At 60.1% G+C, this 25660-nt stretch carries 28 protein-coding genes and 1 tRNA gene; 4 read left to right on the forward strand and 25 right to left on the reverse strand.

What is annotated here, in order from left to right:
- Positions 1 to 2: 2 nt before the first annotated feature.
- The 10 genes from ACP7EW_RS02835 to ACP7EW_RS02880 all read right to left on the reverse strand — a co-directional run bounded on the left by ACP7EW_RS02835 (position 3) and on the right by ACP7EW_RS02880 (position 11370).
- Entirely contained in the window at positions 3 to 971 is a 969-nt protein-coding gene (locus tag ACP7EW_RS02835) for an iron chelate uptake ABC transporter family permease subunit (protein ID WP_426215154.1), read from the reverse strand.
- Positions 968 to 1957: an iron-dicitrate ABC transporter permease FecC gene (fecC, locus tag ACP7EW_RS02840; RefSeq protein ID WP_426215156.1), complete on the reverse strand. Its 990-nt coding sequence runs from the start codon at positions 1955 to 1957 to the stop codon at positions 968 to 970. Before fecC ends, ACP7EW_RS02835 begins: the two co-directional genes overlap by 4 nt.
- 2 nt (positions 1958 to 1959) lie before the next feature.
- Positions 1960 to 2874: a Fe(3+) dicitrate ABC transporter substrate-binding protein gene (locus tag ACP7EW_RS02845; protein ID WP_426216368.1), complete on the reverse strand. Its 915-nt coding sequence runs from the start codon at positions 2872 to 2874 to the stop codon at positions 1960 to 1962.
- A gap of 170 nt (positions 2875 to 3044) precedes the next feature.
- Positions 3045 to 5435: a TonB-dependent receptor gene (locus tag ACP7EW_RS02850; RefSeq protein WP_033901711.1), complete on the reverse strand. Its 2391-nt coding sequence runs from the start codon at positions 5433 to 5435 to the stop codon at positions 3045 to 3047.
- An 84-nt stretch (positions 5436 to 5519) separates the two neighbouring features.
- Positions 5520 to 7130: a gamma-glutamyltransferase family protein gene (locus tag ACP7EW_RS02855; RefSeq protein ID WP_426215158.1), complete on the reverse strand. Its 1611-nt coding sequence runs from the start codon at positions 7128 to 7130 to the stop codon at positions 5520 to 5522.
- Positions 7131 to 7147: 17 nt separating this feature from the next.
- The gene (locus ACP7EW_RS02860) at positions 7148 to 8239 is read right to left on the reverse strand and encodes a polyamine ABC transporter substrate-binding protein (protein ID WP_426215160.1); all 1092 of its coding nucleotides are present in this window, start codon (positions 8237 to 8239) and stop codon (positions 7148 to 7150) included.
- A gap of 20 nt (positions 8240 to 8259) precedes the next feature.
- The gene (locus ACP7EW_RS02865) at positions 8260 to 9039 is read right to left on the reverse strand and encodes an amino acid ABC transporter ATP-binding protein (protein WP_033901714.1); all 780 of its coding nucleotides are present in this window, start codon (positions 9037 to 9039) and stop codon (positions 8260 to 8262) included.
- Between the two features lie 2 nt (positions 9040 to 9041).
- Positions 9042 to 9818 carry an amino acid ABC transporter permease gene (locus ACP7EW_RS02870; RefSeq protein WP_010209179.1) on the reverse strand — a complete coding sequence of 259 codons (777 nt, stop codon included), beginning with the start codon at positions 9816 to 9818 and terminating at the stop codon, positions 9042 to 9044.
- A gap of 11 nt (positions 9819 to 9829) precedes the next feature.
- Entirely contained in the window at positions 9830 to 10636 is an 807-nt protein-coding gene (locus ACP7EW_RS02875) for an ABC transporter substrate-binding protein (protein ID WP_426215162.1), read from the reverse strand.
- Positions 10637 to 10701: 65 nt separating this feature from the next.
- Complete coding sequence (locus ACP7EW_RS02880; protein WP_426215164.1) at positions 10702 to 11370, reverse strand: GntR family transcriptional regulator; 669 nt, start codon at positions 11368 to 11370, stop codon at positions 10702 to 10704.
- A gap of 349 nt (positions 11371 to 11719) precedes the next feature.
- On the opposite strand from ACP7EW_RS02880, the gene ACP7EW_RS02885 reads away from it, so the two are divergent.
- Positions 11720 to 12559, forward strand: coding sequence for a lipopolysaccharide biosynthesis protein (locus tag ACP7EW_RS02885; protein WP_426215166.1), 840 nt, complete (start codon positions 11720 to 11722; stop codon positions 12557 to 12559).
- 143 nt (positions 12560 to 12702) lie between these two features.
- On the opposite strand, the gene ACP7EW_RS02890 is transcribed toward ACP7EW_RS02885, so the two are convergent.
- From ACP7EW_RS02890 to thrS, 10 genes are all read right to left on the reverse strand, one after another.
- The gene (locus ACP7EW_RS02890) at positions 12703 to 13134 is read right to left on the reverse strand and encodes a hypothetical protein (protein ID WP_314534335.1); all 432 of its coding nucleotides are present in this window, start codon (positions 13132 to 13134) and stop codon (positions 12703 to 12705) included.
- Between the two features lie 231 nt (positions 13135 to 13365).
- Positions 13366 to 13442, reverse strand: a tRNA-Pro gene (locus ACP7EW_RS02895).
- 90 nt (positions 13443 to 13532) lie between these two features.
- Positions 13533 to 13889, reverse strand: a complete 357-nt coding sequence (locus tag ACP7EW_RS02900; RefSeq protein ID WP_010209127.1) for a MerR family transcriptional regulator — start codon at positions 13887 to 13889, stop codon at positions 13533 to 13535.
- A complete protein-coding gene (gene ihfA / locus ACP7EW_RS02905; RefSeq protein ID WP_002553164.1) occupies positions 13870 to 14172 on the reverse strand; it encodes an integration host factor subunit alpha in 303 nt (100 codons plus the stop codon). The genes ACP7EW_RS02900 and ihfA overlap by 20 nt, the downstream gene beginning before the upstream one ends.
- Before the next feature lie 3 nt (positions 14173 to 14175).
- Positions 14176 to 16554 (reverse strand): phenylalanine--tRNA ligase subunit beta, encoded by a 2379-nt coding sequence (pheT, locus tag ACP7EW_RS02910; RefSeq protein WP_426215168.1) that lies wholly within the window; start codon positions 16552 to 16554, stop codon positions 14176 to 14178.
- Between the two features lie 26 nt (positions 16555 to 16580).
- Complete coding sequence (pheS, locus tag ACP7EW_RS02915; protein ID WP_177076672.1) at positions 16581 to 17597, reverse strand: phenylalanine--tRNA ligase subunit alpha; 1017 nt, start codon at positions 17595 to 17597, stop codon at positions 16581 to 16583.
- Positions 17598 to 17706: 109 nt separating this feature from the next.
- Positions 17707 to 18063: a 50S ribosomal protein L20 gene (gene rplT, locus ACP7EW_RS02920; protein WP_003174975.1), complete on the reverse strand. Its 357-nt coding sequence runs from the start codon at positions 18061 to 18063 to the stop codon at positions 17707 to 17709.
- A 30-nt stretch (positions 18064 to 18093) separates the two neighbouring features.
- The gene (gene rpmI / locus ACP7EW_RS02925) at positions 18094 to 18288 is read right to left on the reverse strand and encodes a 50S ribosomal protein L35 (RefSeq protein WP_002553160.1); all 195 of its coding nucleotides are present in this window, start codon (positions 18286 to 18288) and stop codon (positions 18094 to 18096) included.
- A gap of 60 nt (positions 18289 to 18348) precedes the next feature.
- The gene (gene infC, locus ACP7EW_RS02930; RefSeq protein ID WP_169850653.1) at positions 18349 to 18900 is read right to left on the reverse strand and encodes a translation initiation factor IF-3; all 552 of its coding nucleotides are present in this window, start codon (positions 18898 to 18900) and stop codon (positions 18349 to 18351) included.
- On the reverse strand, positions 18900 to 20822 hold the full coding sequence (gene thrS / locus ACP7EW_RS02935; RefSeq protein WP_033901721.1) for a threonine--tRNA ligase: 1923 nt from the start codon (positions 20820 to 20822) through the stop codon (positions 18900 to 18902). Before thrS ends, infC begins: the two co-directional genes overlap by 1 nt.
- A gap of 367 nt (positions 20823 to 21189) precedes the next feature.
- Here thrS and ACP7EW_RS02940 point away from each other — a divergent pair, with 367 nt between their 5' ends.
- Together ACP7EW_RS02940 and ACP7EW_RS02945 are read left to right on the forward strand one after the other, a co-directional pair.
- The gene (locus tag ACP7EW_RS02940; protein ID WP_016978147.1) at positions 21190 to 21504 is read left to right on the forward strand and encodes a hypothetical protein; all 315 of its coding nucleotides are present in this window, start codon (positions 21190 to 21192) and stop codon (positions 21502 to 21504) included.
- A 289-nt stretch (positions 21505 to 21793) separates the two neighbouring features.
- A complete protein-coding gene (locus ACP7EW_RS02945; RefSeq protein ID WP_003234260.1) occupies positions 21794 to 22006 on the forward strand; it encodes a cold-shock protein in 213 nt (70 codons plus the stop codon).
- A 73-nt stretch (positions 22007 to 22079) separates the two neighbouring features.
- Here the strand turns inward: ACP7EW_RS02945 and ACP7EW_RS02950 are convergent, their stop codons facing one another.
- Together ACP7EW_RS02950 and ACP7EW_RS02955 are read right to left on the reverse strand one after the other, a co-directional pair.
- Positions 22080 to 22400: an I78 family peptidase inhibitor gene (locus ACP7EW_RS02950; RefSeq protein WP_025857833.1), complete on the reverse strand. Its 321-nt coding sequence runs from the start codon at positions 22398 to 22400 to the stop codon at positions 22080 to 22082.
- A 144-nt stretch (positions 22401 to 22544) separates the two neighbouring features.
- Positions 22545 to 22853: a hypothetical protein gene (locus ACP7EW_RS02955; protein ID WP_426215170.1), complete on the reverse strand. Its 309-nt coding sequence runs from the start codon at positions 22851 to 22853 to the stop codon at positions 22545 to 22547.
- 170 nt (positions 22854 to 23023) lie between these two features.
- Between ACP7EW_RS02955 and ACP7EW_RS02960 the strand changes: the two genes are divergently transcribed.
- Entirely contained in the window at positions 23024 to 23236 is a 213-nt protein-coding gene (locus ACP7EW_RS02960; protein ID WP_010209115.1) for a hypothetical protein, read from the forward strand.
- A gap of 33 nt (positions 23237 to 23269) precedes the next feature.
- Here the strand turns inward: ACP7EW_RS02960 and ACP7EW_RS02965 are convergent, their stop codons facing one another.
- From ACP7EW_RS02965 to rbsK, 3 genes are read right to left on the reverse strand one after another with little or no spacing between them, the layout of a single operon-like run.
- Entirely contained in the window at positions 23270 to 24298 is a 1029-nt protein-coding gene (locus tag ACP7EW_RS02965) for a nucleoside hydrolase (protein WP_426215172.1), read from the reverse strand.
- Between the two features lie 25 nt (positions 24299 to 24323).
- Positions 24324 to 24728: a D-ribose pyranase gene (gene rbsD / locus ACP7EW_RS02970; protein ID WP_426215174.1), complete on the reverse strand. Its 405-nt coding sequence runs from the start codon at positions 24726 to 24728 to the stop codon at positions 24324 to 24326.
- On the reverse strand, positions 24725 to 25642 hold the full coding sequence (rbsK, locus tag ACP7EW_RS02975) for a ribokinase (RefSeq protein WP_426215176.1): 918 nt from the start codon (positions 25640 to 25642) through the stop codon (positions 24725 to 24727). Before rbsK ends, rbsD begins: the two co-directional genes overlap by 4 nt.
- Positions 25643 to 25660: the final 18 nt, after the last annotated feature.

The raw sequence follows: 25660 nt of genomic DNA on the forward strand, positions 1-25660 counted from the left end.
GATCAGCCCTTGAACCGTGCCAGCAACCAAAGAAAATACGGTGCGCCAATCACCGCCGTGAGCACCCCGGCGGGGATTTCGCTGGGCGCGATCAACGTGCGTCCCAACGTGTCGGCCAGCACCAGCAGCAACGCACCGATCAGCATCGCCGCCGGCAACAGGTATTGGTGGTGCCCGCCCACCAACCGCCGCGCCATGTGCGGCGCGACCAGGCCGATAAAACCGATCGGCCCGATCACACCCACGCCCAGGCTGGTCAGCAGCACCGCGCAGGCCATCGCCAGCCAGCGTGTGCGACTCAGTGGCGTGCCGAGGCTATGGGCGGCTTCATCGCCGAGGGCGATCAGGTTCAGCGGCTTGGCCAGGCACAGCCCCAACGGGATCAGCACCAGGAACGGCAACACCAGCGCCACATGGTGCCAGTTGCGGCTCCACAGGCTGCCGGTGAGAGCGAGCAACGCGGTGTTGATATCCAGCGGATGGGACAGGATCAGAAACTCGGTAACACTGGACAAAGTCACCGCAATCGCCACCCCGGACAGGGCAAACCGCACCCCGGAAAAACTCACCCCGGTGTTGTACAGCGCCAGCAGCAACGCGCCGCCCGCCCCGCCCAGGCAAGCCACCAGCGGCAGCCACACAATCGGCAAATGCGGCCAACTGATGATCGCCACGGTCAGTGCCAGCCCGGCGCCTTGGGTCACGCCGAGGATTTCCGGCGAGGCCAGTGGGTTGCGGATCACCCCCTGCACAATCGCCCCGGCCAGGCCGAAGGCTGCACCGGCAAGGATCGCGATCAAGCTGCGTGGCAGGCGGTGGTTCCAGACTTCGAAGTCGAGGGCGTCGTGGGTCAGCAGGCGGTCCAGCACGGTGTCAGGCGTGAGCCACACCGTGCCGGCACTGAGGCTGATCAACGTCGCCAGCAGCAACAGGCCGAGCAGCAGCCATAGGCGCAAGGGAGGCCGGGTCATAGGGCGCGCCTGGCAAGAAAGAGGAAGAACGGCGCGCCGATCAGCGCGGTGACCACACCCGCCGGGGTCTCCACCGGAAACGCCACGGCGCGGCTGAGCAGGTCGGCGCCCAGCACGATCACCGCCCCCAATGCCGCGCTCAGCGGGATCAGCCAGCGGTAGTCGTTCCCGAGGAACTGGCGAAGGATATTCGGCGCGATCAGCCCGACAAACCCGATCGGCCCCACCGCGCAGACGCTCGCGCCCACCAGCAACAGGCTGGCGATGAACACCTGCAAGCGCAGGCTGGCAATGCCCACGCCCAGGGAGCGCGCGGCGTCTTCGCCAAGGTTGATCAGGTTCAGGCGCGGCGCACACCACAGCGCCCACAGGCCGCCGATCAAGGTGCACGGCCACAGCAGTTGCACCTGCGCGGCGCCGACATTGGCCAGGGAACCGGCTAGCCAATTGAGCACGCTTTGCGCCTGGGCCTCGACCAGGATCACCGTGAGCCGGGTCAATGCCGCGCACAACGCCGCCACGGCCACACCGGCCAGTACCAGGCGCCCTTGGGCGGTGGTTGGTGACCAGGCGCCGCCGAGGCTGAACACCGTGACCCAGGCCAACGCGCCGCCCAGGCACGTCATCAACAACGCACCACCGGCAAACAGCGGCGCGACCAACCCGGTGGAAAACAGCGCCAAACCCAACGCCGCCCCGGCCGTCACACCAAACAAGGACGGCGAGGCCAGGCGGTTGCGGGTAATGCCTTGCATCAACGCACCGGCCAAGCCCAGGCAGGCGCCGACCAACGCAGCACACAGCGCCCGCGGCACGCGCAATTGGGCGACGATGTAGGCCATATTGCCGCCCACGCTACCCTGGTGAACCAGGCCATTCCACGCATCCGTCGCCGTGATCGTGAACGGCGACCAGCTGTACAGCGACAGCCAGAACAACCCGGCACCCAGTAGCACAATGCCGGCCGTCGCGAGACTTCGACCCATGCTTATTGGCTCAGTACGGCTTTACCGCCCTTGAGAATCGCCAGCGCGTCTTCGGCGATCTGCTCCGAGGCCAGCACACCGCGATTGCGCGCCCAGCTGTCGCCGTCCACTTCCGCGACCTGTTTATTACGCACCGCACCCAGCACTTGCCACAGCGGCTGCTTGCTCCAGTTGTCAACGATGCTCGGGCGACGGTAATGACCGACCAGCAACCAACCGGGGTCGAGGGCGAGCAGTTGCTCCAGGCTGACAAACTCGGTGGGCGCGGCGTTGGCGCGCACCGAGGGCACTTTCAGGCCAATGGCTTCGAGCACGCTACCGGCGTAGGAGTCCGGGCCGTGCACGGAGAAACTGTCTTCACGGGCGACACCAAACAACACGCTGGCGCCGGCCGGGATCTGTTGCGCGATGGCTTTGAGGTTTTCGCGGTTCTTCTGGATGCGCGCTTCCATCTGTTCGCTCTTGCCCAGCGCCTTGCCGATCAGTTCGGCGGATTTCAGGCTGCCCTGGTAATCCTCGCCACGTGACGGCAGCAACAGGGTCGGCGCGACGCTCGCCAGGTCGTTGTACAACGCCTGGTGACGGTTGAGGTCGGCAACGATCAGGTCCGGCTTGAGCCGGGCGATTTCCTCGATGCTCGGCTGCGAACGCAGGCCCACGGACTTCCATTGGCCAATGGCCTGGCGCACGCGGGGCAACACGCGGTTGGCATCGCCATCATCGGCAGCGCCAACGGGCGTTACCTCGACGGCGGCCAGGCTGTCGAGAAAGGAGAATTCCAGCACCACGACGCGCTTGGGTGCATCCGGCAGATGCACGGCGTGCTGGCCGTCGTTGAGGTCGATGGGCGCGGCGCTCAGCAGGCTTGAAGACAACGCCAACACACAGGCGGCAAGAGTGGGGATGGAGCGCAGCATTCGCATGACAAGGACCTCGGCGTTAAAACACCCCGGCTAGACAGGCTGGGGAAAACGGCGGGTACTATTCCATATCGGGGCGGCGTGATCAAAAAACATTCTCATTAACGCCGAAAATCCAGTGTGAGAGCTGGCTTGCCTGCTCCCACATTTTGATCGACGTACAGCCGTTAGAAGTCGACGGTAGCCGACAGCAGATAGGTACGCGGCGTGGACAAGGTCAGCCCCGGCTCGCTGTCATCCGACGCGCCGGCCGAGCTCCAGTAGCGCTTATCGGCGACGTTCTCCACATTCGCCCGCAAGGTGATGTGTTTGTCGTCCACCTTGAACGCGTAGCGCGCACCCAGGTCAACGCGGTTCCAGGCGTCGATTTCCTTGACGTTGGACTGGTCCAGGTACTGCGAGCTGGAGTAGATGCCACGGCTGGTCAGCGTCAGGCCTTCAAGGCCCGGCACATCCCATTCGGCGCCGAGGTTAACGTTGTACTTGGGCGTCGCCGGGGCGCGGTTGCCGTCCCAGGTGCCGTTGGTGGTGTCTTTCAGTTCACTGTCGATGTACATCACCCCGCCGAGCAGGCGCAAGCCCTTGAGCGGTTCGCCGAACACACTCAGCTCTACGCCTGAGTTCTCGCGTTTGCCATTGGGGCCGAAGAGCCGCGTGGTGGCATTGGTTTCATAGGCTGGCTGCTTGATGCGGAACACGGCGGCAGTCACCGCGAACGCGCCGGCGTCGTACTTGGCGCCCACTTCCACCTGGCGACTGATGAACGGCGGGAAGATCTCGTCTTCGTTTCGCGAGGTGGACGGCGCGATCTTGCCTTGGCTCAGGCCTTCCATGTAGTTGGCGTACAGCGACAATTTGTCGGTGGCCTTGAACAGCAGGCCGCCGGACGGCGAAACCTTTTCTTCGTCGTAGGCCGTGTCGCCTTTGACGCCGTTGCTCCAGTCATCCACCTTCACGCGCTGCCAGCGGGCACCGAGGGTGAGCAACAGGCGGTCGTCGAAGAAGCCCAGGGTGTCGGACAAGGCCACGCCGCTGAATTTGTTTTCGGTGTAGACCTTGGCGTCCTGGCGGGTAGCTGTGGACGGCGTCGGTGTTTGTACCGGGTTGTAGAGATTGCTCGGCGCCGCCCCATAGCGTGCGCCACCGTTGGTGAAGTCCATATCGAAGTAGCTGGCGGCGAGGTTGACCTCATGGGTGACTGGCCCGGTATGGAACCAGTTACGCACGCCAGCGGTGTAGGTGCGCACGTTTTCATCGCGGGTGAAATCCCGTGGCTGCACGCTGAAATCACCGGCCGCATTGGACACGGACACCGCGTGGCGCAGGAAGTCGTGGTTGCTTTTGCGCGCGCCCACGCCGCCGTAGAGCATCACGTTGTCGCTGAGGTCGTACTCGGCATTGACCGTGCCGAACGTGTCGTTGGTGCGGGCCTTGCTCCAGGATTGCGCATAATTGCGGCGCACGTCGTTAGCGCTGGGCACCGGCGCTGCGGCCGCCACCTGCACGCGCTCTTGCGGTGCATCGGTGTCGCGCTCGGTGTGGCCGATGTCGGTGGAAAGGCGCAGGCGTTCGCCACGGAAATCCAGGCCCAGCACGGCCATTTCGCGGTCGACGCTCTGGTGGTCCCAGGCGGTGTCGCCGGACTGCTTCACACCGTTGAAACGGATGCCGTACTGGTTGTCTTCGCCAAAGCGTCGACCAATGTCCACCGCACCGCCGGCCTGGCTGTCGGACGCCCAGTTGCCGGTGAACGAGTTGATGTCCTTGTCGGTGGCGCGCTTGGGCACCACGTTGATCCCGCCGCCCACGCTGCCACGCGGAGAGATGCCGTTGATCAACTGGCTCGGGCCTTTGAGGATGTCGACGCGGTCGGCCATTTCCATGTCGATGGTGTAGGTCGGCAGCACGCCATACAGGCCGTTGTAGGCTACGTCGCTGTTGAACAGGCTGAACCCACGAATGGTGAATTGCTCGTAACGCCCACCGGCCGGGTTGGTCGCGCGCACCGAAGGGTCGGCGGCGATCAGGTCGCCGAGGGTGCGGGCCTGTTGGTTCTTCACCGCATCCGCGGTGTAAGTGGTGATGCTGAACGGGGTTTCCATGAAGTCCCGCGTGCCGAGCATGCCCTGGGCCGTGCGGCGCGCCACCTGGCCGCCGGCGTAGGTGTCGCCGTCATACAGGCCGGTGGTGCCGAGGATCGACGTCGGGGCCAACTCCAGCGTGCTGCCGTCCGGCGCCGGCACCAGCATGTAGCTCTGTGCGCCCATCGGTTGCAGTTGCAGGCCAGAGCCTTGCAGCAAGCGCGCAAAGCCCTCCTCCACTCCATATTCGCCGGACAAACCACTGCTGCTGCGCCCGCTGACCAACGCCGGGTCCACCGACAGGTTGACACCCGCCAACCCGGCGAAGCGGGTGAGCGCCGCACTCAGGCTGCCGGCGGGCACCTGATAACTACGGCGGGTGGCGGTGTCTTCGGCATAGCTGACGGCAGCGAAAAACGGACTGGCGCTGAGGCTCAGCAGCAGGCTCAGTTTGAGCAAGGGACGGACGACGGGCATTGGCGGAAGCTCTCGATAGTGTTCACTTGCCTGGAATGACAGGCGAGATGAAAAAAAGGGACAGGCTCCGCCAATTTTTTTCGCTTACCACACGGCGATCGTTGAATCCGCCCTCGGCTCCGTTCCGCCGCACAATACACCACTGACCGGATCACGCAGAATGATCTGCCCGCGCCCGTAGTCGGTGAGGTCGCTGGCGATCTGCACCTGATGCCCGCGCCGTGCCAAGGCGTTGGCCAATTCGCGGGACGCGCCCTGTTCGATGCCCACTTTCATGTCGCCCAGCCATTGCCAGCGCGGCGCATCCAGCGCGGCTTGCGGGTTGAGGCCGAAATCCACCAGGTTCATCACCATCTGCACATGGCCCTGGGGCTGCATGTAGCCGCCCATCACGCCGAACGGGCCGAGAGCCTGACCGTCCTTGGTGAGAAAGCCGGGAATGATGGTGTGGAAGGTTTTTTTACCGGGCGCCAGGCAGTTGGCGTGTGCTGGATCAAGGCTGAACTCCTGCCCACGGTTTTGCAGGGCGATGCCGCTGTCGGGCAGCACCACGCCGGAGCCGAAGCCGTGGTAGTTGCTCTGGATGAACGAAACCATATTGCCTTCGGCGTCGGCCGTGGCCAGGTACACCGTGCCGCTGGCGTGAGGGTCGCCGGGTTTGGGCGGCTGGGCCTGTTCGCCGATTTGTCCACGGCGGCGCGCGCTGTAGTCATCGCTGAGCAGGTCAGCAACGGCCACGCGCATGTGCAGCGGGTCGGTGATGTAGTGCAGGCCGTCGCTGTAGGCGAGTTTCATTGCCTCCAATTGGCGGTGCCAGGTCTGCTGGCTGTCGCGGTGATCGAAGCTGAAACCTTCAAGGATTTTCAGCGCCATCAACGCCACCAAACCCTGGCCGCTGGGTGGGATTTCCCACACGTCCACCCCCCGGTAGTTGACGTGGATCGGCTCCACCCACTCGGCGCGGTAATTCTGGAGATCGCTGGCGCGCAGGTAGCCGCCGCTGGCCTTGGAATGCGCGTCCAAGCGTTCGGCCAGCGCGCCGCGATACAGGCTTTCGCAGCGGGTGGCCGCCAGCTCTTCGAGGGTACGGGCCTGGGCCGGGTTGCGAAACATCTCCCCGGCCTGTGGCGCACGGCCGTCGATCAGGAAGGTGTCGAACCAGGCGTCCAGCGCCGCGTCGCGATGGGGCGCGAATTCTTCCAGGGTGAGTTGCCATTGATAGGCAACCACCGGCGACAGCGGGAAACCGTCGCGCGCCAGGCGGATGGCCGGTTGCAGCAACTCGGCAAACGGCAACTTACCGAAACGCTGGGACAGCTCCGCCCAAGCCGACGGGCAACCGGGCACCGTGACCGGCGTCCAGCCATACAGCGGCATCTGGTCATGCCCGTCGGCCTTGACCGCCTCGATGCTCAAGGCCGCCGGCGCATGGCCGTTGCCATTCAAACCGTGCAACTGGCCCTTGCACCAGACCAGGGCAAACGCATCGCCGCCGAGGCCGCAGCCGGTGGGCTCCACCACCGTCAAAGCGGCCGCCGTGGCAATGGCGGCATCAATGGCATTGCCGCCCTTTTGCATGACCTCGATACCGGCCTGGGCGGCCAGGGGCTGGGACGCCGCGACCATGCCGCGCTGGGCAAACACACTCTGGCGCTGCGAGGGATAAGGGTACTCGTGAGCAGAAAATTTCAACATGGCAGAGGCTCTTCGATTCATTGGCCGGACTTGATGCGGTTCCATTCCCGGGTCATCAGACGCTGGATATTTTCCGGCAGGTCGGCGGAGACAAAGGTGTGGTTGATCACGTCATCGCCAGGATAAATACCGGGGTTGCCGCTGACTTTCGGGTCCATCAGTGACGTGGCGTCTTTATTCGGGTTGGCGTAGCCGACGTAGTCGCTGATCGGCGCGATCACCTCGGGGCGCAACAGGTAGTTGATCAGGGCGTGGGCATTGGCCGTGTTGCCGGCGTCCTTGGGAATCGCCAGCATGTCGAACCACAGGTTCACGCCTTCCTTGGGGATCAGGTAGCGGATGTCGATATTTTTGCCGGCTTCCTTGGCACGGCTCTGGGCCTGCATCACGTCGCCGGAATAACCGACCGCCACGCAGATATCGCCGTTGGCCAGGTCGGCGGTGTATTTCGAGGAGTTGAAGTAGGTCACCGAGGGCCGCAGCGCCATCAGCCGGGTCGAGGCCTGTTTGTAGTCGTCGGGCTGAGTGCTGTTGGGGTCCAGGCCGAGGTAGAGCATGACCTGCGGGATGATCTTCACCGGGGCATCAAGGAAGGCCACGCCGCAGCTTTTGAGCTTGGCCAGGTTGCCTGGCTCGAAGACCATCGACCAGGAATCCAGCACCGCGTCCTTGCCCAGCACGGCGCGCACTTTTTCTACGTTGTAACCGATGCCCACGGTGCCCCACATGTAAGGCACGGCGTAGCGGTTGCCAGGGTCGGCGGCTTCCAGGCGCTGCATCAGGCGCGGGTCAAGGTGCTTCCAGTTATCCAGCAAATTTCGCTGCAACGGCTGGTAGGCGCCAGCGCGGATCTGCTTGGACAGGAACTGGCTGGAGGGCACCACCACGTCATATCCCGAGTGCCCGGAAAGCAGCTTGGCTTCGAGCATTTCGTTGGTGTCGAAGATGTCGTATTGCACCTTGATGCCGCTGTCTTTCTCGAAGTTCTTCAAGGTGTCGGGGCCGATGTAGTCGGACCAGTTGTAGACCTTGACCACAGGTGTGGCAGCCTGGCTCATGGGTACAACGGCGGCGCAGCACAGGGCTGCAAACAAGCTGGATAAACGCATGGCACATTTCCTTGGAAGGGTCATAACACGCGACTGAGAAAAGCTCGGGTACGGGGATGGCTGGGGTGGCTGAAAATCTGTTCCGGTGGCCCCTGTTCGATGAGCTCACCTTGGTCGAGCACCACCACGCGGTCGGCCACTTCACGGGCAAAGCCCATTTCGTGGGTGACCACCACCATGGTCATGCCCTCCTCGGCCAGTTCCTTCATCACCTGCAGCACTTCGCCGACGGTTTCCGGGTCGAGGGCGCTGGTGGGTTCGTCGAACAGCATGGCTTGGGGTTTCATCGCCAAGGCACGGGCGATGGCCACCCGTTGCTGCTGGCCACCGGAGAGCATCGACGGGTAATGGTTGGCCTTGTCCGCCAGGCCGACCCGAGCGAGTAATCCACGGGCCTGTTCCAAGGCTTCGGCGCGGGGTGTGCCGAGTACCTGGATCGGCGCTTCGATGATGTTTTCCAACGCGGTCATGTGGGGGAACAGGTTGAAGCGCTGGAACACCATGCCGATGTCGCGCCGCTGGCGGGCAATGTTGCGCTCCGAGTCGCGTACCAGGCTGCCGTCGCTGCGCTCGCGATAGCCCATGGCGCGGCCGTTGACGCGGATGCGTCCGCCCTGGATGTCTTCGAGCAGGTTGATACAGCGGATGAAGGTGGTCTTGCCCGAACCCGAGGCGCCGATCAGCACCACCACTTCTCCGCGCCGCACTTGCAGCGAAATACCCTTGAGGATCTGCAGCGTGCCAAACGACTTGTGGATATCCAGCGCTTCGATGATCAGTTCTTCACTGTGGTGCGCCATGGTTATCGTCCCCTCAGCAGTTTCAAAGTGCTGCGCCCGAACATGCGGCTGGACGCCGGTGGCGGCGCGGAAGGCCGGTCGGACTGGCCGAAGCGCGCCTCCAGCCAACGCTGGAAGAAGCCCCAGAGCGTGGTGAGCATCAGGAAATAGATCGCCACCACCAGGTACAGCTCAAACACGCGGAACGTCGCCGAGGTGACCATTTGCGTGCTGAGCAGCAATTCCTGCACGCCGATCACGCTGACCAGGGTGGTGTTCTTGAGCATCACGTTGAACTCGTTGCCCAGCGGCGGCACGATCACGCGAAACGCCTGGGGCAGTACGATGCGCCGCATCAGCTTGGCGAAGCCCATGCCCAGGGAGCGCCCGGCTTCGTATTGGCCCTTGTCGACGGCGCCAATGCCGGCGCGGATGATTTCGGCCATGTAGGCGCCTTCGTTGAGGCCCAGGGCGATGATCGCCGCCTGGATATTGCCGGGCACGACCAGGCCGAACAGATCGATGTCCTCAAAGCGGAAAATCCCCCCGGCCGCCAGCGCGGTGTAGAGAAACACGATCTGCACCAGCAGCGGCGTGCCGCGCATCAACCACACGTAAAACCGCACTGGCAGGTGCAGCAGCGGGTTCTTCGACAGGCGCAACAGCGCCGCCGCCAAGCCCAGTACGCAGCCCAGCAACATCGCCGACACCGCGATCAGGCACGTCAGCCACAGCCCGGTGAGGTAGACCCCGCTGGGCTGCAACAGGTACTGCCAGAACACATCCCAATTGAAGTTCATTGCGGGCAACCTCAGTCGAGAGTGTCACTGCTGACATGCCATTTGTTCAGCAACGCCACATAACTGCCGTCACTGCGCATGTCGCTGATCACTTGCTGCACGGCGGCGGTGAGTTGCGGGTCGTCCTTGCGCATGCCCAAACCGGTGAGGATGCGGCTGAAGGCCGGTACACCTTCCTGGAACAGGTCCGGGGCCATCGCGGCGTAGTAGCCGGCGGTTTCCACCGTGGTGCCGTAAGCATCGACCTGGCTGATACGCAGGGCCTGGAAGGCGTCGGTGTCGGTGTTGTAGACCACCAGCTTCATCGGGGGCTTGCCGGCCTTGGTCAGGTTGTCGTTTTGGGCGTCCAGCAGGGTCTTGATGGTGGAGCCGTTGAGCACCGCCACCTTGTGCCCGGACAAGTCATCCAGGGCCTTGATGCCTTTGGGATTGCCCTTGGGCACCACCACCGACTGGCTGGAGTACATGTAGTTGACGATGTCGATCACCTGGCGCCGTTCGGGCTTGTCGAACAGCTGGTCGACGATCATGTCGCACTGCTGAGCAAGCAACGCCGGCACCAGACCGGAGAACGGAATCACCCGCCACTGCACGGGTTTGTCGCCCAGGCGCTTGGCGATCTCGAGCCCGAGGTCGACGGTGAGCCCGCGCGGCTTCTGCGCTTCATCGAAAGACACCAGGGGCGGCGAATCCATCCCCGAGCAATACACCAGTTTATCGACGCTCTTCAGGCGCTCCGGTACCTGGGGCGCGGCAATGGCCCATTGGGTACAGAGGCCGAGGGAGACAGCCACCAGCAAGGCGCGGCGTTTATGCATGACCAGACACTCCAGTTCGTTGGTTAACGGGGCAGGACTCAAAGTCAAAACACAGCAGGTCTTTCTTATTTTTTGGTTTGCAGGAATTGGATCAGCGCTGGCACGGTCCCCTCGATGTGCTCGCGCACCACTGCCTCGGCGCGGGCCGCGTCACCGGAACGGATGGCATCGAGGATCACCGCGTGTTCCTGGCGGGCGCTGAGGGGTTTCTCGCCGTGCTGCAACCACAGGCGCATGGGCGCTTCCACCAGCGAGTACAGCGCCGAGATCTGTTTCATCAAACGTGGGCGGCCACTGAGGCTGCACAGGTATTCGTGGAAAGCGCGGTGGCGGCTGACCCAGGCGGCGCTTTCATCACGGTAGTCATCCATCTCGTCGAGCATGCGCTCCAATGCGGCCAATTGGCGTTCGCCGATGCGTGCGACGGCCACGCGCACCGCCAGGCCTTCGAGGGCACTGCGCATCTCGAACACTTCGTGCAATTCATCAATATCCAGGCCGCTGACGACGGCGCCCCGGTTAGGCCTGAGGGTTACCAGACCCTGGGCATCCAGGCGACGGAAGGCTTCGCGCACCGGCATGCGGCTCATGCCGATCTCGCTGGCGATGTCTTCGGCAATCAGCCGGTCGCCCTTGCGGTATCGGCCACTGCATATGGCGTCGAGCAGAAAGTTGTAGGCCTCCTCCTCGGCGGTGAGGGGCTGGCGGTCAACGTAAGCGGGGGCAAATTGCATCGGCAGCACCTTTTGAATTTTTGTATCCAATTATCCACGAATGCAAAAAAGCAGAATGTGTGCCAACTGACCTCGCGGTGAGGCAAGTGATTGATTCGGATGAAATAGCGACGAAATATCGATCGGTGAATAGAACGCATGCGTAGGAAATTGCTACCCAATAGCTCAGAAACCGCCCCATCTGTGGGCAGAAGTAACGGTGCGTGGCGTGAATACTGCCAATACTGAGAAACATCCCACTCAAAAATAGGATCTCAGATTGATGAACTTTGCTTTAAGAAGGAACCCAGCGACGTCCTATAGGGTCGGGTGATGTGAGTACTTTCTTCTAACTGCAAGGTTGGGCCCGATGAAACAGCCATCCTTCGTCGCCATGGAGCATGCCGGTAATACTCAGCAAGCTCTGCACGCCCCCTGGCTCTCGAACAAATACCAACTGGACCTGAGCGATTTTAACGCCTGCCGGAACACCGAGTCGGGCGCGGTCTTCATCATTGCCTCCGGACCATCGGCTAAATCGTTTCCCATCGAGAAATTTGCGCATGTGCCAATGATCACGATGAACGGCGCCATTTCGATGTTTCTCGATACTGGCGTTAAGCCGTACTTTTACGCCTGTACGGACAGAAGTTTCTCCGAACAACAGCCGGAACTGTTCAAGCAGGCAATGGCGATCAGCCAAAGGGTTGCGCTGTGGGAAGATCACGCACGCTCCTCTCATGCTCGACCGACTGGACGGCTGTACCCATTATCCAAAGCCCAGCGGCCCTCCTGGCTGGAATCTGTTCGAGGCAAACACAGTGCGCTGGTCGTCAATCATCCCTTGCTGCCTAGCCGCGAAAGACCGCTGGGATTCAGCAAAGACATGAGCGAGGGCTTTTTTGACGCTCGAACCGTGGCCTATCTGGCCATACAGCTGGCATTCCATGTCGGATTTACTCAGGTTTTTCTGGTGGGCGTTGATCTGGACGAGCGCTCAGGCAGGTTTTACGAAAGTGCTGATTCCACCCACTCACCCTGCGGGCTCGATCAGCACTACTTCACGCGCATACTGCCGTCGTTTGAATTGATGTCCGATAAGGTCATGTGTGATGACTTCAGGGTTTACAACCTGTCTGACATCTCACGAATTCCGGACAGTGTTGTTCCTCATGCCACCCTGGCGGATGTTGAAGGAATGCTCGTGTAAAACTGCGAAAGCTCGGAAAGACAAAGGAAGTCCACTACCGACTGAGTGGGCCCCCGTGTTGATGGTGCATCGATCAACCTCTACAAATGGCAGATACAAGAAGCCCGGCGCTGGGCCGGGCTTCAATGTGACACCGTCAGAGCCTAACGATGCTTGTTCTTGTGTTTGTGCTTGTTGTTGCCTTTGTGCTTCTTGCCGTCTGATCGATGACCACTCTCATCATCTGCCAGGTTATTCCCCAGCGCGCCGCCTGCGGCACCACCTACACCGGCGCCAATAGTCGACCCCGTTGTGCCTCCGAGACGATTACCAATCAGCGAGCCGCCGGCTGAGCCGATACCACCACCTAGCGCGGCTTCCGCTCGGTTGCCCCTTTGAGCCCCGACAGCACTGCCAGCGGCACCACCAACGCCTGCGCCTACCGCCGCGCCCGTCGAGCCACCGAGCTGTTGACCTACGATATTACCAAGGGCACCACCAACGCCGCCTCCAAGGGCTGCTGTGCCATCTCCGGCTGCCATCGCTCCTTGCGAAATGAGGGCGCCCAAAATCAGGACGGGCAGTGTCATTTTCATTCTGTGAACCTCTATGGGTTGTCAGCAGGCGCTCACGGTTTGAAACACGCCTGGAAATTGGATGAGAACAGATGACTGAAGTTCTATACCGACTGCACCCTGGGGCGAATGGTTGTAACAAGGTGTGCCGTGATGGTGCGGGGGGGGGGACGATCCTGAGGGGTGAATGTGGTTTTTTCCGGGCATGAAAAAGCCCAACCTGCAAAGATTGGGCTAAGACATTGAAAAATATGGTCGGGACGGAGTGATTCGAACACTCGACCCCTAGCACCCCATGCTAGTGCGCTACCGGACTGCGCTACGCCCCGACTAGGCGTGTTACTGGGTTTGCTTCTTGACGAAGCGATCCGGAATATACCGCAAGCTTTTGAAATGTGGAAGTATTTTAAAAGCTTGAATCACTTCTTCAACACCACCAGCACATCTTCGAGTTCGGCGATCATCTGGCGGATCATTTGCTTGTATTGGGTAGTGTCGTCTTTGGCTTCATCACCGGACATACGCTGGCGCGCGCCGCTGATGGTGAACCCTTGGTCGTACAGCAACGCGCGGATCTGTCGGATCATCAGCACATCCTGGCGCTGATAATACCGACGGTTCCCGGTGCGTTTGACGGGGTTGAGTTGAGGAAACTCCTGCTCCCAATAGCGCAGCACGTGCGGTTTTACCGCACAGAGCTCGCTGACTTCACCAATGGTGAAGTAGCGTTTGCCTGGGATGACGGGTAGCTCGTCGTTATGACTTGGTTCCAGCATAAGCCTCAACTCGGGCCTTCAACTTCTGCCCTGGACGAAAGGTGACCACACGGCGAGCCGTGATCGGGATTTCTTCTCCCGTTTTTGGATTGCGGCCAGGCCGCTGGCGTTTGTCCCGCAGGTCAAAGTTGCCGAAACCGGACAATTTGACCTGTTCGTTGTCTTCCAGAGCGTGTCTGATCTCTTCAAAAAACAGCTCAACCAATTCCTTGGCCTCGCGCTTGTTCAGACCCAACTCTTCGTACAGACGTTCCGCCATCTCAGCTTTCGTCAAAGCCCCCATACGTCACTTCCTTAACGTGGCGTTCAACCTTTGTTCGAGCGAGGTGAGGATATTTTGTGTCGTGGTATTCACCTCATCGTCATTAAGAGTGCGCGATGGATGCTGCCAGGTCAAGCCAACTGCAAGGCTTTTTCTATGCGGATCAATACCTTTACCCTGATAGACGTCAAATAGCCTGAGGTCTGTCAGCCATTCCCCTGCATTTTCACGGATTACATCCAGAACAGCAGTGGCGGCCACTTCACGGTCGGCGATCAAGGCCAGGTCACGGCGCACTTCAGGGAAGCGCGACAACTCGCTGAATTTAGGCATCTTGCCAGAAGCCACTTCAGCCAGAACCAACTCGAACACGAAGACCGGACGGTCGAGACCGAGGGTTTTCGACAATTCAGGGTGAATGGCGCCGACGAAACCGACCAAGCGACCTTCACGCTCGATGCGTGCCGTCTGGCCTGGGTGCAATGCAGGATGGCTGCCCGGCACGAAAGTGAAGACGTCCAGAGCACCGGCAAAGCCCAGTACCGCTTCCACGTCAGCCTTGACGTCGAAGAAGTCCACAGCGTCGCGACCCTGTGCCCAGCCTTCCGGCAGACGGCTGCCGCAGACCACACCGGCCAGCATCGGCTCTTGCTTCAGGCCGTCCAACTGACCGACGAAACGCAGGCCGCTTTCAAACATGCGCACGCGGTCTTGCTGACGGTTCAGGTTATGGGAAAGGGCTTTCACCAGGCCTGGCCACAGCGAAGAACGCATGGCCGCCATGTCGTTGGAGATCGGATTGGCCAGCAACAGCGGTTCGACGCCTGGGTTGAACAGTTCGAACTGCTTCGGATCAATGAAGCTGTAGGTCACCGCTTCCTGATAACCACGGGCAACCAGCAGGCGACGCAGCTCAGGCAGGTGCGCACGAGCCTCGGCCTTTGGTTGTGGCGCCAGGCGCGCTTGCGGGTAACGGACCGGCAGGCGGTTGTAGCCGTAGAGACGGGCCAGCTCTTCGATCAGGTCGACTTCCAGGCTGATATCGAAGCGATGGCTTGGTACTTCAACGTGCCACTGCCCTTCCCCACTCGAGGAAATAGCCAGGCCGAGAGCCGACAGCAGTTGCTCGATTTCAGCCGGCTCGATGACCAGGCCAAGCATCTGCTCAACGCTTTTGGCACGCAGGGTGATCGGTGCAATAGAGGGCAGGAACTGTGCGTTAACAGTTTCGGTGATCGGGCCGGCTTCGCCACCGGTGATTTCCAGCAGCAGGCCAGTGGCGCGCTCCATGGCTTCACGGGCGAGGTTCCAGTCCACACCGCGCTCGTAGCGGTGAGAGGCATCGGTATGCAGGCCGTAGGAACGGGCCTTACCGGCGATGGCGATCTGGTCGAAGAACGCGCTTTCAAGGAACACATCGCGAGTGGTCGCGGATACGCCGCTGTGCTCGCCACCCATCACGCCGGCAATCGCCAGGGCGCGGGAATGGTCGGCGATGACCAGGGTGTCGGCACGCAGGCTGACTTCCTGACCGTCGAGCAGTACCAGCTTCTCGCCTTCTTCTGCCATGCGCACGCGGATGCCGCCGTTGATTTCGGCGAGGTCAAAAGCGTGCAACGGTTGACCCAGCTCCAGCATCACGTAGTTGGTGATGTCGACGGCGGCGTCGATGCTGCGTACGTCGGCACGGCGCAAGCGCTCAACCATCCACAGCGGCGTTGGCTTGGACAGGTCGACGTTGCGAATCACACGACCCAGGTAACGCGGGCAGGCGTTTGGTGCCAGCACTTCGATCGGGCGTACTTCGTCGTGCACAGCAGGCACGGCGGCAACCACTGGACGGGTGACCGGGGCGTTGTACAACGCGCCGACTTCACGGGCCAAACCTGCCAACGACAGGCAGTCGCCACGGTTCGGGGTCAGGTCGACTTCGATGCTGGCGTCTTCCAACTCTAGGTAGACGCGGATGTCCTGGCCCACTGGCGCGTCGGCCGGCAGCTCCATCAAGCCATCGTTGCCCTCACCGACTTGCAGTTCTGCCTGGGAGCACAGCATGCCGTTGGACTCGACACCACGCAGCTTGGCCTTCTTGATCTTGAAGTCGCCTGGCAGCTCGGCACCGATCATAGCGAACGGGATCTTCAGGCCCGGACGCACGTTTGGCGCTCCGCACACGACCTGGAAGGTTTCCGCGCCATTGCCGACCTGGCATACACGCAACTTGTCGGCATCGGGGTGTTGTTCGGTGCTCAACACCTCACCCACGACCACGCCACTGAAAACACCGGCGGCCGGCGTAACGCTATCGACCTCAAGGCCGGCCATCGACAGACGGGCAACCAGCGCGTCGCGATCTACCTGCGGGCTTACCCAGCCACGCAGCCATTGTTCACTGAATTTCATCCTGCTCTCCTAAAGATTCGTTACGACTAGCGAAATTGCGCGAGGAACCGCAAGTCGTTGTCGAAGAACAGACGCAAGTCGTTCACACCGTAACGCAGCATGGCCAGACGCTCAACGCCCATGCCGAAGGCAAAGCCCGAGAATTCTTCCGGATCGATGCCGGACATGCGCAGCACGTTAGGGTGAACCATGCCGCAGCCCATCACTTCCAGCCAGCCGGTCTGCTTGCACACGCGGCAGCCTTTGCCGCTGCACATCACGCATTCCATGTCGACTTCAGCGGACGGCTCGGTGAACGGGAAGAACGATGGACGGAACCGTACCGCCAGCTCCTTCTCGAAGAACACCCGCAGGAATTCTTCGATGGTGCCTTTGAGGTCGGCGAAGTTGATGTCGCGATCAACCAGCAGGCCTTCGACCTGGTGGAACATCGGCGAGTGGGTGATATCGGAGTCGCTGCGGTACACACGGCCTGGGCAGACAATGCGGATCGGCGGCTTGGTCGCTTCCATGGTGCGGACCTGTACCGGCGAGGTATGGGTGCGCAACAGCATGTTCGCGTTGAAATAGAAGGTGTCGTGCATCGACCGGGCCGGGTGGTGGCCTGGGATGTTGAGCGCCTCGAAATTGTGATAGTCGTCTTCGACCTCAGGGCCTTCGGCAATGCCGTAGCCGATGTGGGTGAAGAACTGCTCGATACGTTCCAGAGTCCGGGTGATCGGATGCAGGCCGCCCGAGGCCTGGCCGCGACCAGGCAAGGTGACGTCAATGGACTCGGCGGCGAGTTTGGCCGCGAGATCAGCCTCCTCCATTGTCGCCTTGCGCGCATTGAGCACCTCTGTGACACGCTCCTTGGCGACGTTGATCAGCGCACCGACTTGCGGGCGCTCTTCAGCCGGCAAATTCCCCAGGGTCTTCATCACCTGAGTCAATTCACCTTTCTTGCCAAGGTAGTGAACCCGGATTTGCTCCAGGGCATTTACATCTTCAGCGCTTTGCACAGCCTCAAGAGCTTGGGCAACGAGCGCGTCCAGGTTTTCCATGTACAGACTCCAGATACAAAATAGGGGAAGAGCTTGAAGGCTCTTCCCCTATTTAAGACGTTTACCACCTTGGGCTACAGACGTAGCCCAGGGTGATTGTCGGGGGTACTTAAGCCAGAGTGGCTTTAGCTTTCTCGACAATCGCAGCAAACACCGCTTTTTCGTTCACTGCCAGTTCGGCCAGAACCTTACGGTCGATCTCGATGGAAGCTTTTTTCAGGCCAGCGATGAAACGGCTGTAGGACAGACCGTTAACACGTGCACCAGCGTTGATACGAGCGATCCACAGAGCGCGGAACTGACGTTTTTTCTGACGACGGTCGCGGTAGGCGTATTGGCCTGCCTTGATTACCGCTTGCTTGGCGACACGGAATACGCGTGAACGCGCGCCGTAGTAGCCTTTAGCAAGTTTCAGAATTTTTTTGTGACGTTTACGGGCAATGACGCCACGCTTTACACGAGCCATGAGTTACTTCCTCTATTCTTGATCCAAAAATTAACGAAGGCGCAGCATGCGCTCGACTTTTGCCACGTCAGACGGATGCAGCAAGCTGCTACCGCGCAGTTGACGCTTACGCTTGGTCGACATTTTGGTCAGGATGTGGCTCTTGAAAGCGTGCTTGTGCTTGATACCGTTAGCAGTTTTCAGAAACCGCTTAGCAGCACCACTTTTAGTCTTCATCTTTGGCATGTTCGGATACTCCGCATTCAGTTGATAAACATAATCAGAAGGCCTGCCGTGCCCTGTTGATTACTTCTTCTTTTTCGGGGCGATGACCATGATCAGCTGGCGTCCTTCCATCTTAGGATGCTGTTCAACGGAACCGTACTCCAGCAGGTCAGCTTCAACCCGCTTGAGGAGTTCCATGCCCAGCTCCTGGTGGGCCATCTCACGGCCGCGGAATCGCAAGGATACCTTGGCCCTGTCCCCATCACTCAGGAAACGTACCAGGTTGCGCAGTTTTACCTGGTAATCCCCTTCCTCCGTCCCTGGACGAAACTTGATTTCTTTTACTTGAATCTGCTTCTGGTTCTTCTTCGCCGCAGCAATCTGCTTCTTCTTTTCGAAGATCGACTTGCCGTAGTCCATCACCCGGCAAACAGGCGGGACTGCGTCGGCAGAGATTTCCACCAGGTCCAATTTGGACTCTTCAGCGATACGAAGCGCTTCATCAATCGAGACGATGCCAATCTGCTCGCCGTCAGCGCCAATTAACCGAACCTCGCGTGCCGAGATATTCTCGTTGATCGGGGCTTTCGGTGCAGCTCGTTTATCTTGTCTCATTTCACGCTTAATAATAATTACTCCGAATCTGGGCGACCACGCCGGGAAACCGCTTGCGCGAGGAACTCAGCGAACTGGGCGACGGGCATCGAGCCCAGGTCAGCACCTTCACGAGTACGCACAGCGACAGTCTGCATCTCGACTTCCCGATCTCCGATAACCAAAAGATAGGGAACCTTGAGCAAAGTATGCTCGCGGATTTTAAAGCCGATCTTTTCATTTCTCAAGTCGGACTTGGCACGAAACCCGCTTTCGTTGAGAGTTTTTTCAACTTCGGCGGCAAAATCTGCCTGTTTATCAGTGATATTCATGATCACTGCCTGGGTCGGAGCCAACCACGCAGGGAATGCACCCTCGTAGTGCTCGATCAGGATCCCGACGAACCGTTCGAACGAGCCGAGGATCGCCCGGTGCAGCATAACTGGGTGTTTACGGCTGTTGTCTTCGGACACGTATTCGGCGCCCAGACGGATCGGCAGGTTAAAATCGAGCTGCAGGGTACCACACTGCCAGACGCGGCCAAGGCAATCTTTCAGCGAGAACTCGATCTTCGGACCGTAGAACGCGCCTTCGCCCGGCTGCAGATCGTACGCAAGGCCCGCACTGTCGAGCGCAGCGGCCAGTGCAGCTTCGGCGCGATCCCACAGCTCGTCGGAGCCAACGCGTTTTTCCGGACGAGTGGACAGTTTCATCTCGACTTCGGTAAAGCCGAAATCGCGATAAACATCCATGGTCAGCTTGATGAACGCGGCGGATTCGGCCTGCATCTGCTCTTCGGTGCAGAAGATGTGGGCGTCGTCCTGGGTAAAACCACGCACACGCATGATGCCGTGCAGCGCACCCGATGGCTCGTTACGGTGGCAGGCACCGAACTCAGCCAGGCGCATCGGCAACTCGCGGTAGCTCTTCAGGCCTTGGTTGAACACCTGCACGTGGCACGGGCAGTTCATCGGCTTGATGGCGTAGTCGCGGTTTTCCGACTGGGTGGTGAACATGTTGTCGGCGTAGTTGGCCCAGTGCCCGGACTTCTCCCAGAGGCTACGGTCAACAACCTGGGGCGTCTTGATTTCCAGGTAGCCGTTCTCACGCTGAACCTTGCGCATGTACTGCTCGAGCACCTGATACAGGGTCCAGCCGTTCGGGTGCCAGAACACCATGCCCGGCGCTTCTTCCTGGAGGTGGAACAGGTTCAAGCGCTTGCCGATCTTGCGGTGGTCGCGTTTTTCGGCTTCTTCGATGCGCTGGATGTAGGCCGCCAGCTGCTTCTTGTCAGCCCAGGCGGTGCCGTAGATCCGTTGCAGTTGCTCGTTCTTCGCGTCGCCACGCCAGTAGGCGCCGGACAGCTTGGTCAGCTTGAACGATTTGAGGAAGCGCGTATTCGGCACGTGCGGGCCACGGCACATGTCGACATATTCTTCGTGGTAGTACAGGCCCATGGCCTGCTCCTCCGGCATGTCTTCCACCAGGCGCAACTTGTAGTCTTCGCCACGGGCGGTGAACACGTCGATGACTTCGGCGCGCGGCGTGACTTTCTTGATCACGTCGTAGTCTTTTTCGATCAGCTGGTGCATGCGCTGTTCGATCGCAGCCAGGTCGTCCGGAGTGAAAGGACGCTCATAGGCGATGTCGTAATAGAAGCCTTCTTCGATGACCGGGCCGATCACCATTTTCGCGGTTGGATACAGTTGCTTGACCGCGTGGCCAATCAAGTGCGCGCAGGAGTGGCGAATGATCTCCAGCCCCTCTTGATCCTTGGGCGTGATGATTTGCAGGCTGGCATCGCTGGTGATCAGGTCGCTGGCGTCGACGAGCTTGCCGTCGACCTTGCCGGCCACGGTGGCCTTGGCCAGGCCTGCACCAATGGATGCGGCGACCTCAGCTACGGAAACCGAATGATCGAATGAACGTTGACTGCCGTCGGGAAGAGTAATAGTTGGCATGGCGCCTCCTCTCCTAGTGGTGACCCCTACCAAAGGTCACGTGGGTTGGGATGAGCCAGTACAAGATCCAATACCAGGCCGTTCAATGATGAACGCCTGCCTTACAGCGGCAGGAGCCTTTCGGCCAACCGATAATCGAACCAGAGTGACTGGAGTGAGCTAAAAAGAACATGGCAAGGCGGCATTGGGCGCGCCTGGAAATAGCCAGGCCGAAGATGCTAGCACAGATGAACGGTCATCGTGCCGCCGCTATCTTGCGTAAATACAAATTCCGCCCTTTATAGCTGCAAAAGTGAACTTGGGCTGTACGCCAGCCCTCAAACCCTCCGAGAATCGCCGTTCGTCCTCGACCCAAAGGAGCATCCTCATGATGCGTTTTACCTCTACCCTCGCTCTCGCCGCTTCCCTGACCCTCCTCTCCCTCGGTGCGCAAGCTGCTGCCCCGTCGAACTGGCCAGCCGGTGCCCGCGACAGCTTCGTCAGCGACTGCAGCGCCGCCGCCAGCCAGAACGTAGACGTCAAAACTGCCAAAGCCCATTGCGAATGTGGCGCCGACAAGATCAACGCTGAACTGAGCACTGCCGAAATCAAAGAACTCATGACGAACCAGAACGCCAGCCCGGAGCTTAAAAACAAAGCAGTCGCGGCTATTTCGTCCTGCAAAGTCGTGAAGAAAAAGTAAGATTTGCGGCTGATCACACAGCTGTTTTGCCAGAAAAATGGCCCGAAAACTGCCATTTCTCACAAATTACACAGGTTTTACGGCTTTTTTTACCAGCTGATATTTCGAGCTTAAGCCCCGTAAATCGGGGCTTTCAGCCGACCAAGGCACTAAACGCAACGCTATTGATTAGCAAACAATGCCTTGGGGGGGCTCCCAAGCCGAACATTTCGACTATGATAGCCCGGTGTGCCCAGTTGGCCTGAGCAGCACAGCACTACTGAAAATATATGTTTCTTGGAGATACACCATGTCTAATCGCCAAACCGGCACCGTTAAATGGTTCAACGATGAAAAAGGCTTCGGCTTCATCACTCCTCAAGGTGGCGGTGACGACCTGTTCGTACACTTCAAAGCTATCGAAAGCGACGGTTTCAAAAGCCTGAAAGAAGGCCAAACCGTTTCCTTCGTGGCTGAGAAAGGCCAAAAGGGTATGCAAGCTGCACAGGTTCGCGGCGAGTAATTCTCCGCTGAGCTAAAAAAACCCCGTCCATGTGACGGGGTTTTTTATGGGCGCTGCACAAGCCTGGAGCGACTTAGCCGCAATTGACTCGCGTGATCACCAGGTTGTCGTCAGTGTTCAGGTTCAAGCGGTCGGAGCGATACTCCAGGGTGATCATGTCGTTAGGCTTGAGGATGCGTGCGTTCTGCGCACCGGCACGGGTACGCGCCTGCTCCAGCAATTGGGGCGAAGCTTTCTGGCCGATCGTGAATTCGGCGGCCTTCGACTCACAGCGGCTATGACCGGCATCGGCCACGGCGGCGTCTTTGGCTGGCTCAGAGGCACCCGGGGTGCTGCAACCCGCCAACGCGAGTGCTGCCAACAAAGTACCGAATGATGCGAGCTTCCAAGGCATGAAGCCTCCTATGATAAAAAATGGACAGAGATCGTGCGACAGCGATTGGGCGGATTGGTTTCAAGACGTAAACCGCCGCAGGGCAAGTCTGCCTGACTCTCGACAGGCATTCGCCCGGTCAATCGTGACCAGATATGAACGAAATCAGTAGATATCGATGTAGTCAAATTCCGGCGTCGGCCAATTCTGTTTCAGCGCATTGAAAATCTGGGTCACCCAGACCTCGTCACTGGCAGCCACATTTCCCACGTACCCTGAGCCTTTTGCCCAAGTTTCCAGGCGAAACAGCAGCCCGTCGATGTCCACACCGCCTACAAGCTTCCCCGAGGAGATATAGGCGATTCCAGCCTTGGTCACCCGCAACTGGGTATGTTCGTCGTCGCTGGCACTGGCGAGCAATTGGCGCACATTGGCCAATGTCAGGTCCTCGGGGTTGTTCAAATCGATCTGCACGTGGTGTCCCCGGCAATTAAACAGGCCGACAGTGTCGCACAGCGTTGCCGTGATTCCGAATCGCCTCATGCCTAAGTATCAGTGCCAAACGCGATACAAAATGGTTAACTGGCTCGGTTAGAACCGCGTTCCAGCGCACTGCCCAGTACTTCTAGCCTCGCGAGACCGTCATGACCACCGTAACGCTCCAAGCCGACATCAAAGCTAAGTGGCCCCAAGGGCAAAGCTCCTACAGCCCCGGTAGCCCCGAGGAATTGGCAATCATTGGTATCGACCTGCTGGTCAAGGAACTGGGCACGCAGGCGGCGCAAGCGTTCATCGGCCAGATATTCGAGAAATACCCGGCCGATCACATGGGGGCACACGACCCCGAGCGCGAATAAGAACCGGCCGGCGAGCGCCGACCGGTAAAGCCATTACTTCAGACGTGCCAGGCGCTCGGTCAACAGATCGAAGAAGCCCTGGGCGTCGCCATTCTCAACCCAGAACACATTCTTTTCCCGCTTCAGGCCGTCGTACCAATCGACGATGGTCTGGCCGAAGGTTGGACCTTCACGGCTATCCACCACCATGTTCGCCTGACGCCCACTGAACAGCGACGGTTTGAGCAGGTAGGCGATAACGGTTGCGTCATGCACCGGGCCGCCAGGAATACCATAGTGTTCCATATCGCCCTTGACGTATTCGTTAAGAATATCGCCCACCACCTTGCTCGCGTTGTTCTTGATGTCAGCGATCTTTTTCAGGCGTGCTTCGCTGGTCAACACCTTGTGGGTGACGTCCAGCGGCAGGTAGGTCAGCTTGACACCACTCTTGAGCACAATCTCGGCGGCAACCGGGTCGGCGAACAGGTTGAATTCCGCCACTGGGGTGATATTGCCACCATTGAAGTGTGCGCCGCCCATCACCACGACCTCCTTGATGCCTTGGGTGATTTCCGGTGCCTGGGTCAGTGCCAGCGCCAGGTTGGTCTGCGGGCCGAGCATGGCGATGGTGATGCTGTGCGGCTTGGCGGTGCTCAGGGTCTTGATCAGGTAGTCAACGGCATTGCCGTCCGCCAGGCCCTTCTTGGGCTCATGCACGGTGACACCGGAAATACCTTCCTTGCCATGGATGTTCTCCGCGTAGATCGGCGTGCGCAGCAGCGGGGCTGGTGCACCGGCATACACCGGGATTTCCTCGCGCCCTGCCCACTCGCGGGCCAGGCGTGCGTTGCGAGAGGTCTTGTCCAGGCGCACATTGCCGGCGACGGTGGTCAACGCACGGATATTCAGCTCATCGGGGGAAGCCATGGCGAACAGCAAGGCCACCACATCATCAGCGCCTGGGTCAGTGTCGATGATCAGATCGATCTTTTCCGCCGCCTGGGCGCTTGCAGCAGTGAGTGCGGACAAAAGCAGAACACTCCGGAACAGGTTTTTCAGGGTTGGGAGACCACGTTGCATAAAACACTCCTTGTCGTTGAGAACGCTAGAACGTTACGCCGGACACCAGCGCGATATTGCAGTAAGGCTGGCATTCGCCGGTGCGCACCACGGCGCGCGCCTTGCGGCTGAGTTGCTTGAATTCTTCATGGCTGACCAGGCGCCGCTCACCGAGGGCGGTCTGCTCTGTGAGCGTGTTGAGTTCGGCCAGCGCCGGCGGTTGCTTGAGCAGGATTTCTTCGGCCAGCACATGACTCTCCACCTGCATTTCACTGAGCACGATACGCAAGGTGCTGATGAAATCCGGGATGCCCTGGGTCAACGCCAGGTCAATCAGCTCGACGCCCGGCGGCACCGGCAGGCCGGCATCGCCAATCACCAGAATGTCGCCATGCCCCAGCGAAGCGATGACACGCGACAGGGCAATATTAAGCAGAGGTGTCTTTTTCATGAGGGCACAAAACCTTGTACGTCGTGCAGCGTTGGAATAGAGGGTTGCGCGCCGGCACGGGTGACCGACAGTGCCGCCGCGACCTGGCCAAAGCGGATGGCCTCAGCCTCGCTTTTGCCGTTGGCCAGTGCCGCGGCGAAACCGCCGACGAAGGTGTCGCCCGCAGCCGTGGTGTCGACCGCCTTGACCTTCGGCGCCTGCAGGTGCTCGAAGCGCTGGCCGTCGGTAAACAGCGCGCCCTGGGATCCCAGGGTGATGATCACTTTACCGGCTCCGGCCTGGATCAGTTGGGTCGCTGCCACCTTGGCGCTGTCAATCGAGTCGACTGTCACGCCGCTCAGTGCCGTGGCTTCGCTTTCATTGGGAATGAGGTAGTCGATCGACGCGTACCACTCAGCCGGCAAGGGAACGCTGGCCGGAGCTGGATTTAGGATCACCGTCTTGCCCAGCTCACGGCCGCGCTGGAGGGTGTAGCCCACCGTATTCATCGGCACTTCCAGTTGGCAGACGATCACGTCGGCCGCTTGCAGCACCGCGTCAAACGCCTGCAACGAGGCAGGTGTCAGTTCGCCGTTACTGCCGGCTACGATCACAATCGCGTTCTGGCTGCTGTCATCCACCACGATCAAGGCCACGCCACTGGAGCCCTCCACCGTGCTGACAGCCTGGCAATCAATGCCCTCCACCAGCAATGCGTCACGCAATTGGGTGCCATAGGCGTCGGTGCCCACACAGCCGATCATCGAAACATCAGCGCCCAGCCGCGCCGAAGCGACCGCCTGGTTCGCGCCCTTCCCGCCAGGCACGGTGGAAAATGTCTGCCCGATGAGCGTTTCACCGGCACGCGGCAGCCGGCTGGCGCGGGTCACCAGGTCCATGTTCAAGCTGCCTACTACCACTACTTTTGCTGGCATACATCAGTACTCATCAAT

Source organism: Pseudomonas sp. DWRC2-2 (assembly GCF_049897885.1).
GTDB lineage: Bacteria > Pseudomonadota > Gammaproteobacteria > Pseudomonadales > Pseudomonadaceae > Aquipseudomonas > Aquipseudomonas azotoformans_A.